Source organism: Alkalimonas collagenimarina (assembly GCF_030717845.1).
GTDB lineage: Bacteria > Pseudomonadota > Gammaproteobacteria > Enterobacterales > Alteromonadaceae > Alkalimonas > Alkalimonas collagenimarina.
The window spans coordinates 60,894-74,919 of the sequence record NZ_JAUZVZ010000001.1 but is presented as its reverse complement, the minus strand read 5'-3'; the positions used below and the strand labels follow the sequence as shown (position 1 = coordinate 74,919).

Genomic DNA, 14,026 nt, shown 5'->3' with positions numbered 1-14,026 from the left:
ATAAAAACAATGCACTTATATGAAGAATTTCCCGTTACTATTTTTGATATTGTTATTTAACGTTTCAATAAGTAACGCGCTCGAAACTAATCTTGAATTCACTGATTTTGAAAAAAAGATTTGGTCGAAAGTCATGTCATACCAAACCAATAAACCAGAGGAAATTTATGATGCTCTTTTAACTTTAAAAGATGAGGCTACTTCAAAAAAACAGCACGAGTTATTGTCTATGCACCTTTGCAGGCTTTGGGCCATGCAGCATGTACAAGTTCCTGACTCAAGTACCACCCCAGAAAATTATGGATTCTCTGAACTATCTCCACCGGCTGCGGCATACTATCGCTGTCAGCAGGCAAAACTAGTAAGCATAAATCAATTGCGTCAAGCTTCCGAGCTATCCCACCTTGCCTACCATAGCTTAAGTAACGATGATTTGCCTGCTTTACGTATCTGGCTTGCTTATGACTACATTGAAACTGCAACAGAAGCAGGCGCCTTTGATGATGCAATAATGGCTGCACAGCTTTCTATACAAATAGCAAAAGCAAATGATTTAGCCGAATGGGAAGGTGAAACGCTTGCACGACTTGCTTTGATCCAAAGTGCCTTAGGGAATTTCGAGCAAGCATTATCGACTAATAGTGAAGCGCTGCAATTAATTAAACAGCCAGATAATCTTTTTGAGACGCAGGCAAACCGGGCTTACATTCTGATGACTGCAAACCGCTTAACAGAGTCAAAAGAAATCTACCGTGCTCTCTTGAATCAGAACAAAGGTATTGATGACTTTAAGTATCTAATTGCCGGCATAAACCTTACCGGCATTTATTTTTCACTGGGCATGTACGATGAAAACCGCAAGCTGACTAACGAATTACTAGAGTTGGCTATCAGATACCCTGGAAGCTATGTATTGGCCTATACAAAAGTGGCCATGGCCAATACCTTGCTTCAGCAAGGTGACAAAGAGGCTGCAGAGTCAATGTTTCTCCAGGCCCGCTTGTGGTTTGAAGAAAACCAGGTGCTCGAACCTTTGTCTCGCTTTTTAACTGAATGGGCTGATAACCTTTATAGATCAGGGTTTTACCTGGAGGCTTTTACTGCACTGCGCGACAGCATGAAGCTAACACAAGACATTGATGCCAGCAGGCAAAAAGAAAATGCCACGCTAACCAATGCATTGATAACAGCTGAGCAGCAAAAAAGGGAGTTACTTCTTTACGAACAACAACAGCAACAACGTGAAGCAAAACTGGTACAAAAACAACTTGAACTTCGCTTAACACTTACTATCCTGACGGCAGCATTTTTACTTATTTTTTCAATCGTTATGGCATATAAACGCGTTCAAAAAACAAATCAGCTGCTTTCAGAAAAAAACCAGCACTTAGATTATGCCAGCAACCATGACCCTTTGACGAATGTTTATAATCGTCGTTATTTCGAGAGTTTTGTACTATCTAGAGAAAATTCAGGGGATAAAGCTTTTGTTCTTCTTATAGATATTGATCACTTCAAAAAAGTGAATGATGTATACGGGCACAAGGCTGGTGATGAAGTACTCATTGTTGTTAGCAAAAGGCTTGCCAGTCGATTAAGGAGCACTGAATGTATTGTACGTTGGGGCGGAGAGGAATTTCTCATTTTTATTGATAGGCCAGATCAAAAAGAGCAATGCATTCAAATCGTTCAAAGAGTTTTGAGTGAAATAAATTCGTCACCGATCTACGTGAATAATCAACATATATCAGTGACAATTTCGATCGGTTTCATGGCGTTGACTCTTGAAACAATTTCTGAATTCGAAATAAAATTAAAAAAAATAGACTCATTTTTGTATCAAGCAAAAGAACAAGGTCGCAATCGAGCTATCGGCTACCTCGATGAGCACCTTGAAAAACTGACTATTGAAAGCACAGCTGTGGAGCTCTGATTTAGGATGGTATATAAATACACTGTAACCTTCCAGGCAGGATACACCACAGTATTATAAATAATATTTACCTAGCAGCAATTAAACGTCCCGATAGAAACTAACTTTTTTCAGAACGAACCAAAATATCATTTATCTCATCTGCCGCTTCCAGAATATGTTTTCTCAACAGCTGGCAGGCTCCGTCGATATCTTTCGCCTGGCAAAGCTGCAACAAGGCATGGTGCTCTGGATCGGCTTTGGTCACTCCGCCAGCTAACAGTAAATGAAAGCGAATGTAGCGATCAGAGTTGATCATCAGATTGTGCACCAGCTCAATCGTCTTGTGACGGCCGGCCGGACGATACAAGGTCAGATGAAACTCGGTATTGAGATCACTCCAAGAGCTGATCTCATCGCTTTTTTCAAAGGCGACCGTCATGTTCATACGCACCCTGTCGGCGGCTTTTAACACCACATCCGTCATCAATGGAATAGCCCGGCGCAATAAATCACATTCCAGCAAGGCCCGAAGCTCAAACAACTCGGTCACCTGCTCCGCCGACAGGCGGGTAGCCGTGGCACCTTTATGGGCTTCAAACTCGACCAGGCCTTCAGCTTCCAGCTGCAATAAGGCCTCACGCACGGGGATCCGACTCACATTGAGCTTCTCGGCCAATGCCGCCTGACGCAGAGGTTCACCTGCTTTGATTTGACCTGTCAGGATTTGCTTACGGATTTCCTCCACCACCACCTGAGTGCGGGTTTTGTATTCAACAGCCATGTCTGCTCCATCTGCTTATAACTAAAAATAATATGCAGTATACCAAATATAATAAGTCTTGCAGCCGGCATTGTAATATCAATCGGCAGAAATTGCCTTTACCCTGACAAAAGTATATTGTATACATTTTGCAAGGAGTAAAACCATGCGTTTACAGCACCTGCAGCAACAGCTTGGCAGCTGCCAAAGCCTGCTGATCACTGAGCCATCGAATATTCGCTACCTCAGTGGCTTCACTGGCAGCGCTGCTAGCTTGTTACTCACGCCACAGCAGGCTTTTCTTATCACCGATTACCGTTATACCGCCATTGCCCAAAGCCAGTGTGCCGGACAACCATTGGCTATTATTTGCCGTGATCGGGCCCACGAATCTCTGGCGGCCTGCATTGCGCGACTGCACCCAACGCAGCAACAGCTGTTATGCGAGTTCGATCACCTGACCGTTGGCTTTTTTCAACAGCTGCAGCAATGCCTGCCTGCCGTCTCGCTGAAGGCAGCGCCTAACTGGCTGGCACAGATGCGGGCCTGTAAAGATGCCGATGAGCTGGCCGCCACCCGGCAAGCGGTGACCATCGCCGAGCAGGCCCTTGGTTGGTTACTACCGAAGATACAGTTGGGCATGACCGAGTTACAACTGGCTACCTTGCTGGAACAGAAGTTATTTGAGTTGGGTGCTGAAGCGTTGGCCTTTCCAACCATTTTGCTGTCGGGGCCACGTTCCGCCCTGCCCCATGGCAAACCATCAGAACGCGTGTTGCAACACGGTGACTGGCTGCTGCTGGATTTTGGAGCTGAAGTACGGGGCTATCGCTCCGACATGACCCGCACTTATGTGCTGGGAGCCGCTAGCACCAGCCAGCGCGATTTTTATCAGACTGTGCTGCAGGCCCAGTTGGCAGCACTGGCTGTCGCTGGCCCTGGAGTCAGCGGCCATACCGTCAATGCAGCGGCCCAGCAAGTGCTGGCAGCCTCCCCCTATGCGGACTATGCCGGTGAAGGCATTGGTCATGGTACTGGTTTGGTGCTGCATGAATACCCGCTGATGCGCGAAGGTTGTGACGCTATTCTGCAAGCCGGCATGGTGGTCACCATAGAGCCCGGTTTGTACCAAGCAGGCTTTGGTGGGGTGCGCATCGAAGACGACATTTTAATTACCGAGACAGGTATCGAAATCCTGACCCAAAGTCCGAAGGAGCTGACCATCTTATGCAACTGATCCAAGCAGACAGTATTCATCAGACCATGCAATTTCCACCTCTTATCGCCAGTTTACGTCAGAGCTTTGCCGGTGATTTTGGCATGCCCGCCCGTCAGCTGTTGCCGCTGACAGCCGGGCAACCAGAAGCCTTGGCTTTGCTACCAGCCTGGGATGAAAAAGTGATTGGCTGCAAGCTATTTACCTATTTCCCGCAAAACCCAGCCCAAGGTAAAGAGCGCTTGCACGCCAAAATTATGCTGTTCTGCCGGCACAGTGGCGAACCATTGGCCCTGTTGGACGGGACGAGTATTACCCTGTGGCGCACAGCCGCCATCTCAGCATTGGCTGGATCTTATCTGGCCAATCCGGCCGCCAGTACCTTGGTGCTGTTTGGCACCGGCAAGCTGGCACCATATCTGGTCAAAGCCTATGCCAGTATCCGGCAACTGGACGATGTGTACATTGTCGGCCGGGATCCTGCTAAAGCGCAGCAACTGGCGGCCTCTTTGCAGGCAGAGTTGCAAACAGAGCGACCAGCACTGCGTATTCAGGCAGCTGAACGCTCTGCCTGTTTGCTGCAAAAGGCCGATATCATCTGCTGCGCCACCGCGGCTACTGAGCCACTCTTTCCAGCCGACTGGGTGCAACCGGGCACTCTGGTGGATGCACTTGGTAACCACCATGCCAATTGCAGTGAAATCGATACCCAGTTGGTGGTTGATGGCCTGCTGTATGTAGATAGCCGCGCCAATTGCCTGAACGAAGCGGGTGAAATTCTGCTCCCGCTGCAGGCGGAGAAAATCCAGCCGCACCATATCCGGGCCGAACTGGCTGAGCTTTGCCGCAACGACAGCCTGTGTTGGCAGGCCGACCGCATTCAGGTGTTTAAAGCAGTTGGCACTGCATTGGCCGATTTGGCAGCGGCCAGATTAATGCTGGAGTTCCCCTGACAATTTAGCGTTACCGGGCACAGACTTACTGTACCCGGTTCCAGTCGGGAGTATCTTGCTGCTTCAGATGACGTAGAAAAAAGTCAAACTGCCGACGCTGAACATAACGGATAGGTCCGCTTGAACGCCCAACACTGTGCTCTCCACCTGGGACAATCAGTAAATCAAAATCTTTATCTGCCCGGATCAGCGCATCCACCAGCTGCATAGTCGAAGCCGGATCGACATTGCTGTCTTGCTCGCCGTTGATAATCAAAAGTTGCCCCTGTAGCAAGTGCGCCTGCTCCACCACCGAGGATGCCGCATACTGGGACCCAATAGGATAACCCAACCATTGCTCATTCCAGCTGATCTTGTCCATTCGATTGTCATAGCAACCCGCGTAGGCGACGCCAACCTTATAAAATTCAGGGTGAAACAACAACGCAGCGACCGTACTTTGACCACCAGCCGATGCACCGTATATACCCATACCGTCCTCTATGTTGTACCAGGGAAACTGCTTCGCCGCGGCCTGATGCCATAAAATCCGATCGGGAAAGCCTGAGTCGACTAAGTCTTGCCAGGCTACATCATGAAAGGCTTTAGAGCGATTCGCCGTGCCCATGCCATCGATTTGCACCACAATAAAGCCCAGATCGGCCATAGCCTGCATCCCAATGACCTTATCGCCACCAGAATGAAAGCCAAAGGGCCAGAAACTTTTCGGTACAAAGCTATCGTGCGGGCCAGCGTAGATATTCTCAATCACCGGATAGGCTTGGTCCGGATCAAAGTTTTGTGGCTTGACAATCAAGCCCCAGATGTCGGTTTCACCATCCCGGCCTTTGGCAACAAAGGGCTGTGGCGGCCGAAAGCCAGCAGCGCTTAACTGGCTAATATCCGCCCGAGCCAACTCACGTACCAGTGAACCATCATGGCTTTGGCGCAGCTCAGCCACATAAGGTAAATCAACCCGTGAATAACGCAGGATAAAATGCTGGTAGTCCGGCGATAAAGTCACTTCATGGTGAGCATTACCTTCAGTCAGCGTCGTAAAATCACTGCCATCCAGACCAACACGGAACAGGTGTTCATAATAAGGGTCTTGTCCCGGATAGTAGCCACTGGCGGTAAACCAGATAGTACCTGAACTTTCATCGACAGCCAGTACCTGCCGCACCCGCCAGTTGCCCTGGGTCAATTGCTGTAGTTGTTGTCCGGCACTATCAACCCAATACAAATGCGACCAGCCATCACGCTCGGATAACCAAACAACGCCCTGATCGCCTTGCTGCCAGGCCAAACTATCGATGCGATAAGGGCTGGGAAACAGCGTAGTCGGAATATCAATTGCTGTTTTATCAGCTGGCCGAACTAGCACCGGTTGATCGACATCGACTGCATCTCCAGGCTTGGGATAAAGTTGCTGAATAACTTGTGGTTCAAGCTGATCGGCAGGCGCCGATAAAACCCTTGTGACGTAACGCGCCTTGCCCGGCTGCACCCTTACTAAGGCCAGTGCAGAGCTGTCAGGAGCCCAACGGATCAATTGCGGATCATAGAAGTTGCTGCTCACACCATCCTCAGTCTGAAATACCAAACGCCCCTGCTGATCGAGCACCAAAAGATTATGACCACTCACTTGAGCTTGATAGTTTCCATCCGGCGATGGCACAGGTCCAGATGCTGCTTGCTGCTGCAGATCCCTGACAACACCAAATGCGCTGGGCTGCCTTTGTTCGGTCACATCCTGACAATTTGCCACCTGCAGCTGGCACTGCCAGTGGATGTTGTGCAGATAAAATCGTATTGATTGGCCATCGTCTGCGTATTGAAATCTATCAAAAGGTAAGTTTAAAGCGGTGTAATCTTGCCCGGTCACGCGACTTAAACCGGTCGCAACCAACTGATGATCAAATGCGGGTTCCGTTTGAGATTGGTAGACCTGATCACGAAAAAATAAAAATCCCCCTTCCACACTGAGCTTATAATGAAAAGCATCCCCAGTTCGAGTCCAGACGGGTTCCAGCATCAGGTTGCGGGTCAATGGCAACCAGTTTTCGCGCAGATCCAAAGAACGCTCAATTACCGCTCTATCCGGAGCGGACTGAGCCACAAGGCAAACCAGCAGCAAACTGCCGCTAACCAATTGAGTTAAAGTCATTATTCACGCTCCACATCACATTGCCATGCACCCTAACAGGAACATATAGAATATGGTATGCAAAATCAAACCCCCGATAATTTGCACACACACAATGACTATACAACCTGAGCACTTTTTGAACTCAACTCGTTACAAGCAAACCAGTTACGATGAATTAAATTACCACCCTTACTGAACAACAATCAAACAAAACCTATAAAATCAAATATTTAAACAAAACCTTTCATTTTTGATTTTTCTAAAAATAACTTGCCATACCGCTGCCAAGACGATAACTTGTATAACAACTTATTTGACATAACCTGAGAGTAAAATGAACACTCTACGCTTCCACCACCATCATCACTACTAAGCCATCCGGCTTTGTCGGAGGGCTGTTAGTTGGTTCCTCTGGTGGCAGGTTATCGTAAAACCCCGGGAGAACCCGGGGTTTTTCTTATTTATTTCGGAGTACAGTATGACATTCAATCAACATTCTTCACGTTTGCGCATTGCCACGCAAAAGTCAGGCCGTTTGTCGCAAGAGTCACAAGCCTTATTCACCAGCTGTGGTTTAAAAATCAATTTACGCGAACAACGCTTGATTGCCCATGTGGAAAACATGGACATCGATATTCTGCGGGTGCGTGATGATGATATCCCCGGCTTGGTGATGGATGGAGTCTGTGATCTTGGCATCGTCGGTGAAAACGTGCTGGAAGAAGAATCCTTGCAGCGCCAGCTGGATAACGAGCCATGCGATTATGACATCTTAAGTCGTCTCAGCTTTGGTGGTTGCCGTTTATCCATCGCCGTACAGCAGGAAGCCGATTATCAGGGACCAACCAGTCTGGCAGGTAAAACCATCGCCACCACTTATCCACGCTTACTGAATCGCTATCTGAAGCAACAAGGGGTTCAAGCCCGTATTGTCAATTTAAAGGGCTCCGTTGAAGTGGCGCCACGGGCGGGTTTGGCTGATGCCATTTGTGATCTGGTATCCACCGGTGCCACCTTAGAAGCCAATGGGTTACGGGAAGTCGAAGTGATTTATCGCAGCAAAGCGGTCCTGATCCAGCGTAAAAACGTCAGCGATGCGGCGCAACTGAAGATTATCAACACCCTGATGCCGCGTATTTCTGCCGTGATGCAGGCCAATGAAAGCAAATACATTATGCTGCATGCTCCGAAAGCTAAGCTCAATGAAATCATTGCCTTACTTCCCGGCGCCGAGAACCCGACTTTGCTGCCACTGGCCGGCAATGATGAACAGATGGCCGTACACGTGGTCAGCAGCGAAACCCTGTTCTGGGAAACCATGGAGCAATTAAAAGCATTGGGTGCCAGCTCCATATTGGTGTTACCGATTGAGAAGATGATGGAGTAAGTCATGAGCCGTATTCTTGACTGGCAACAACTGAGTGGCGAGGGGCAACAAGCCGCGCTGGCTCGCCCTGAGCTGGCTGACTCTGCTAGCCTCAGCGCTCAGGTTGCGGATATTATTGCGCAGGTGCGCCGTGATGGTGATGCCGCGCTGGTTCGGTTAAGCCAGCAATTCGATGGGCTGGAGACTAATCCATTGCTGCTGGATAGTCAGCAGCGCCAGCAGTTGATAGCACAGCTGGATCCGAAACGGAAAGCCGCCATCGAGCTGGCTTACGATAACATTCGTAAATTTCATGCCGCCCAAACGCCAAAAGATATTGAAATAGAAACCAGTATCGGCGTGTTTTGCCAGCTGCGTAACCGCGCCATTGCCTCAGTTGGTCTTTATGTGCCAGGTGGTAGTGCGCCCTTGCCGTCAACCGTGTTGATGCTGGGTGTGCCAGCTCAGCTGGCAGGGTGCAACCGGACCGTGCTGGTAACGCCGCCGGGAAAACCAGCCGCTGGTGATATTGCACCAGAAATAATCTATGCCGCTGAGCTGTGCGATATCGATGAAATCTACACCATTGGTGGCGCTCAGGCTATTGCCGCTCTGGCCTATGGCACCGCAAGCATCGCCAAAGTCGATAAAATATTTGGTCCTGGCAACCGCTACGTGACGGAAGCCAAGCAACAAGTCAGTCAGGATGCCAAAGGCGCTATCATCGATATGCCGGCAGGCCCATCCGAAGTGCTGGTAATGGCTGATGACAATGCCAACCCTGCTTTTGTTGCTGCTGATTTGCTATCACAAGCTGAGCATGGCCCGGATTCGCAAGTGTTACTGGTTAGCCCGAGTATGCAACTGATTGAGCAAACCATGATTCAGGTTGAAAAGCAGCTGGCTACCCTGCCACGGGCTGATATTGCCCGCCAAGCTTTAAGCCACAGCCGTGCTATTTTTACCGCAGATTTGGCTACAGCCGTTGCGGTGACCAATCGTTATGCACCGGAACACCTGATTGTACAAACTTGCTGCGATGATGAGCTGGTCGATCAGTTCGACAGCGCCGGCAGTATCTTTGTTGGTCCCTGGACGCCGGAGTCTGCTGGCGATTACGTCAGCGGCACCAACCATGTATTGCCAACCTATGGCTATAGCCGCAGTGTGTCGAGCTTATCCTTGATCGATTTTTACCGCCGCTACACGGTGCAGCGTTTAACTGAGCAAGGCATGCGTACCATCGGCCCTGCCATCGTCACGCTGGCTGAAGCCGAGCAATTAGATGCCCATGCTCTGGCGGTGTCACTACGTCTGCAAGAACTGGACAAACAGGATCTGAGTGTACAACGAGTGGAGTCAGGCAATGACAACTAATATCTCCCCATTAGCACGCGCCTCGGTGCAAGCCATTGAGCCGTATGCGTCTGCCCGGCGCAGTATGAGCGGCGGTGCGGTCTGGCTTAACGCCAATGAAAATGCACTGGCCCCCAGTTATCAGCTGAATGGTTGTTTTAACCGCTATCCATCCTGTCAGCCAGCTAGTCTGGTGCAGGCCTACGCCAGCTACGCCGGTGTACAGCCAGAGCAGGTTCTGGTCAGTCGCGGTGCTGATGAAGGCATTGAATTGCTGATCCGAAGCTTTTGCGAGCCGGTGGAAGATCGCATCGCCATCTGTCCACCAACCTATGGCATGTACGCCATCAGTGCCCAGAGCAATCAGGTCGCAACCGTGACCGTGCCCCTGCTACCTGACTTTACGTTGGATACCGACGCGTTAATGCAATGCAACGCGAAGTTGGTGTTTATATGCAGCCCAAACAACCCAACGGGTGATTTAATCCCACGTCAGCAGATTATTGAGGTGCTGGAGCACTTTCATGGCGAAGCGCTGGTGGTGGTAGATGAAGCCTATATCGAATTTGCTATGCAGGCGAGTGTCATTGATTTGCTGGCTACATACCCGCACCTGGTGATACTGCGCACCTTATCCAAGGCCTTTGCTTTAGCTGGCTTACGTTGTGGCTTTACTCTGGCAGCACCTGAAGTCATTCAGGCATTGAAACAAATGATTGCGCCTTATCCTATCGCTGAACCAGTTGCTCAAATCGCGACCCAGGCATTATCGGAACAGGGCATTGCAGCCATGCAACAGAGTGTCGCTACCATTAATCAATTACGGAATGACTTCAGTCAGTTTGTTGCTGGTCAGCCTGGCGTCACGACCGTCTGGCCCAGCAATGCCAACTATGTGCTGCTGCAAGTGGATGATGCTGCAGCCTGTGTCTCAGCCTTGCAAGCCGAGGGCATTTTAATTCGCAACCAATCCGCCCAACGTGGCCTGAGTGAAGTGGTTCGGGTCTCCATTGGTAGCCCGGAAGAAATGCAGGCCTTGCAACAAGCTATGCAGCGCTATTTTTCAAGCTGTACCTCAGCCGACAGCACTCCCGATCAATCTATGCAAGTACAGGAAGAAAACACATGAGTGGCCAACCTATTCTATTTATCGACCGCGATGGCACCATGGTGGAAGAACCAGCTATCGACAAGCAACTGGATAGCCTTGAAAAGCTGGTGTACGAGCCGGGCCTGGTGCCTGCCTTGTTAAAGTTACAGGCCGCTGGTTATCGTTTGGTGATGGTCACCAATCAAGATGGCCTTGGGACCGACAGCTTTCCCCAAGCCAACTTTGATGCACCGCAGCAAAAAATGATGCAGTTGCTCAACTCGCAGGGCATTGTCTTTGATGACGTGCTGATTTGCCCGCACTTTGAACACGATAACTGCAGCTGCCGCAAACCCAAACTGGGTTTGGTCAAAGACTACCTGCAGCAAGGCCGTATTGATTTTACCAATTCCTATGTGATTGGCGATCGACTAACCGATGTGCAACTGGCCGACAATATGGGACTGCCCTCGTTTCAATACCAACGTGAGGCGCTGGGCTGGGCGGAGATCAGCCGTCGTTTATTAAGTCGTGGCCGTCAGGCCAGTGTACAACGCACCACCCGAGAAACCGATATTCGTATCGCGGTCGATTTGGATCGTGCCGGGGATAATGTCTTTGATACCGGCGTGGGCTTTTTCGACCACATGCTCGAGCAAATTGCTACCCATGGTGGTTTTTCGCTGCAGGTCGAAGTCAAAGGCGATCTGCACATTGATGATCACCACAGTGTGGAAGATACCGCCTTGGCGCTCGGCCAAGCACTGAAACAAGCCCTTGGCAATAAGCGTGGCATCAACCGCTTTGGTTTCGTGCTGCCGATGGATGAGTGCCGGGCAGAATGCGTGCTGGATTTATCTGGTCGTCCTTTATTTAAATTCACCGGTGAACTGGGTGAAGGCATGGTCGGCGGCCTGAACCTGGAAATGGTGCCACACTTTTTCCGCTCCATCAGTGACAGCATGCTGATGACATTGCACCTGAGCATCACCGAAGGCAATCGCCACCATCAGGTCGAGGGTTTATTTAAAGCATTTGGCAGGGCCTTGCGCCAAGCTATTGCCGTATCAGGCGAAGCCTTGCCCAGTTCAAAAGGGGTGTTGTAATGACGGATCTGGTGATTGTCGATACCGGTTGCGCCAATATCAGCTCCGTGTACTGTGCCTTTCAGCGCCTTGGCTATGAAGCATTGATCAGCAATGAAACCTCGATTATTCAAGGGGCCAGTCGGGTGGTTGTGCCCGGTGTTGGTAGCGCTGGTCAGGCGATGCGTAATATTCGCCAGCTGGAACTGGTAGACACCCTGCAGCAACTTCAGCAACCCGTGCTTGGCATCTGCTTGGGTATGCAAATGCTCACCTCACATAGCATGGAAGGCGATGTGGCTTGCTTAAGCCTGATCCCTGGCGAAGTCGTGCCTCTGCAGGCCGATGGCTTACGACTGCCCCATATGGGCTGGAATACCCTACACAGCATCCAGGCGCACCCACTACTGAAGCAATTTGGCCCAGAGGATTATGTCTATTTTGTGCATAGTTTTGGTGTAGCGCCCAATGAATACAGCCTGGCGCAGTGCAACTATGGTACTGACTTTTCAGCAGTGATTGGCAAAGGCAATGTCGCCGGTGCTCAGTTTCACCCTGAGCGCTCCGGTAAAGTGGGTGCCCGCTTATTACAGAACTTTATGGAGTGGAAACCATGATTATCCCAGCCATTGATTTAATCGACGGTCAGGTCGTGCGGCTGTATCAAGGCTCATACGATCAAACGACGGAGTACAGTTTCAGCCCGCTGGCACTGCGCGATCAGTACGCAGCGGCAGGCTCGCCTATTCTGCATGTAGTGGATTTATCTGGCGCTAAAGACGCCAGTCAGCGCCAGCTAAACTTACTGACGAAACTAATGACCGAAGCTCCGCTTCAAATTCAAGTCGGAGGCGGCGTTCGCTCCGAACAAGACGTGCAACAACTGCTAGCAGCAGGGGCTAGCCGTGTAGTCATTGGCAGTTTAGCCATTCGCCAACCTGAATTAGTGCAAAGCTGGCTACGTCAGTATGGTGGTGAGCGCATTGTGTTGGCATTGGATGTCGCCATTAATGAACAAGGCGAAAAAACACTGCCAAGCCATGGCTGGATAGAAGCGTCCAATGTGACGTTGGAGCAGGTGCTGGATGGTTTTATTGCGGCTGGTGCCAAGCATGTGCTCTGCACCGATATCAGTAAAGACGGCACCTTAACCGGCTCCAATGTAACTTTGTATCAGGAACTCACCAAGGCTTACCCACAAATTTCCTGGCAAGCTTCTGGCGGTATTGGTTGTCTGGATGATATTCGCGCTTTGCGGGGTTCAGGCGTGGCTGGCGTGATTTTAGGACGCTCACTATTGGAAGGAAAATTCACCCTGCAGGAGGCTATCGAATGCTGGCAAAACGGATAATTCCCTGTCTGGACGTACGGGATGGTAAGGTCGTTAAAGGTGTGCAATTTCGTAACCATGAGATTGTCGGTGACATCGTGCCGCTGGCGCAACGTTATGCCGAAGCGGGCGCTGATGAACTGGTGTTTTATGATATCACCGCATCGAGCGATGGCCGGGTGGTTGATAAAAGCTGGGTGCGCCGTATTGCCGAAGTCATCGACATTCCTTTTTGCGTGGCCGGTGGTATTAAAACCGTGGCGGATGCTGGCAAGATCCTGGAAATGGGCGCGGATAAAATCTCAGTCAACAGCCCTGCTCTGCTGCGGCCTGAGTTAATCAGTGAACTTCGTGATACCTTTGGTCAGCAATGTGTGGTGGTGGGTATCGATAGCTTTTTTGATGTCGCCAGTGGCCAGTATCAGGTGTATCAATTCACTGGTGATGAAAGCCGTACCCAGAAAACCCGCTGGCTCACCAGCGATTGGGTCAAGCAGGTGCAGCAACTGGGTGCTGGTGAAATCGTGCTGAACTGCATGAATCAGGATGGTGTGCGCAGCGGCTATGATATCGCTCAACTCAGCGCCATTCGGGCCATTTGCCAAGTGCCGCTAATCGCCAGTGGCGGCGCTGGTGCCATCGAGCACTTTAGTCAGGTGTTCCAGCAAGCTGATGTCGATGGTGCACTGGCTGCCAGTGTGTTTCATAAAGCAGTCATTGAAATTGCGGATTTAAAGACGCAGCTTATTGCTGAGGGTATTGCGATCCGGCCTTATACTTAGTTCAGATGAGTACATGGCTTAACCTTATAGCTCGGGTCTTGGATA

12 protein-coding genes are annotated in these 14,026 nt (G+C 50.2%); 10 read left to right on the top strand and 2 right to left on the bottom strand.

Features of this window, described 5'->3' with window-relative positions; translation table 11 throughout:
- Positions 1-19 precede the first annotated feature (19 nt).
- Positions 20-1,933: a tetratricopeptide repeat-containing diguanylate cyclase gene (locus tag Q3O60_RS00335; RefSeq protein WP_305891915.1), complete on the top strand. Its 1,914-nt coding sequence runs from the start codon at positions 20-22 to the stop codon at positions 1,931-1,933.
- 100 nt (positions 1,934-2,033) lie between these two features.
- Here the strand turns inward: Q3O60_RS00335 and Q3O60_RS00330 are convergent, their stop codons facing one another.
- Positions 2,034-2,696, bottom strand: coding sequence for a GntR family transcriptional regulator (locus Q3O60_RS00330; RefSeq protein ID WP_305891914.1), 663 nt, complete (start codon positions 2,694-2,696; stop codon positions 2,034-2,036).
- Positions 2,697-2,841: 145 nt separating this feature from the next.
- On the opposite strand from Q3O60_RS00330, the gene Q3O60_RS00325 reads away from it, so the two are divergent.
- Positions 2,842-3,912 (top strand): M24 family metallopeptidase, encoded by a 1,071-nt coding sequence (locus tag Q3O60_RS00325; protein WP_305891913.1) that lies wholly within the window; start codon positions 2,842-2,844, stop codon positions 3,910-3,912.
- Positions 3,903-4,844 carry a bifunctional Delta(1)-pyrroline-2-carboxylate/Delta(1)-piperideine-2-carboxylate reductase gene (gene lhpI, locus Q3O60_RS00320; RefSeq protein WP_305891912.1) on the top strand — a complete coding sequence of 314 codons (942 nt, stop codon included), beginning with the start codon at positions 3,903-3,905 and terminating at the stop codon, positions 4,842-4,844. The genes Q3O60_RS00325 and lhpI overlap by 10 nt, the downstream gene beginning before the upstream one ends.
- Before the next feature lie 25 nt (positions 4,845-4,869).
- Here the strand turns inward: lhpI and Q3O60_RS00315 are convergent, their stop codons facing one another.
- Positions 4,870-6,990, bottom strand: coding sequence for a S9 family peptidase (locus tag Q3O60_RS00315; protein ID WP_305891911.1), 2,121 nt, complete (start codon positions 6,988-6,990; stop codon positions 4,870-4,872).
- Positions 6,991-7,450: 460 nt separating this feature from the next.
- Between Q3O60_RS00315 and hisG the strand changes: the two genes are divergently transcribed.
- The 7 genes from hisG to hisF are packed head-to-tail and all read left to right on the top strand — an operon-like array spanning position 7,451 to position 13,981.
- Positions 7,451-8,359, top strand: a complete 909-nt coding sequence (gene hisG / locus Q3O60_RS00310) for an ATP phosphoribosyltransferase (RefSeq protein ID WP_305891910.1) — start codon at positions 7,451-7,453, stop codon at positions 8,357-8,359.
- A 3-nt stretch (positions 8,360-8,362) separates the two neighbouring features.
- A complete protein-coding gene (gene hisD / locus Q3O60_RS00305) occupies positions 8,363-9,715 on the top strand; it encodes a histidinol dehydrogenase (protein WP_305891909.1) in 1,353 nt (450 codons plus the stop codon).
- Positions 9,705-10,823: a histidinol-phosphate transaminase gene (gene hisC, locus Q3O60_RS00300; protein WP_305891908.1), complete on the top strand. Its 1,119-nt coding sequence runs from the start codon at positions 9,705-9,707 to the stop codon at positions 10,821-10,823. The genes hisD and hisC overlap by 11 nt, the downstream gene beginning before the upstream one ends.
- Positions 10,820-11,890, top strand: a complete 1,071-nt coding sequence (gene hisB, locus Q3O60_RS00295) for a bifunctional histidinol-phosphatase/imidazoleglycerol-phosphate dehydratase HisB (RefSeq protein ID WP_305891907.1) — start codon at positions 10,820-10,822, stop codon at positions 11,888-11,890. Before hisC ends, hisB begins: the two co-directional genes overlap by 4 nt.
- Positions 11,890-12,486: an imidazole glycerol phosphate synthase subunit HisH gene (gene hisH / locus Q3O60_RS00290; RefSeq protein ID WP_305891906.1), complete on the top strand. Its 597-nt coding sequence runs from the start codon at positions 11,890-11,892 to the stop codon at positions 12,484-12,486. Before hisB ends, hisH begins: the two co-directional genes overlap by 1 nt.
- Positions 12,483-13,220, top strand: coding sequence for a 1-(5-phosphoribosyl)-5-[(5-phosphoribosylamino)methylideneamino]imidazole-4-carboxamide isomerase (hisA, locus tag Q3O60_RS00285; RefSeq protein WP_305891905.1), 738 nt, complete (start codon positions 12,483-12,485; stop codon positions 13,218-13,220). Before hisH ends, hisA begins: the two co-directional genes overlap by 4 nt.
- Positions 13,202-13,981, top strand: a complete 780-nt coding sequence (gene hisF / locus Q3O60_RS00280; protein ID WP_305891904.1) for an imidazole glycerol phosphate synthase subunit HisF — start codon at positions 13,202-13,204, stop codon at positions 13,979-13,981. The genes hisA and hisF overlap by 19 nt, the downstream gene beginning before the upstream one ends.
- Positions 13,982-14,026: the final 45 nt, after the last annotated feature.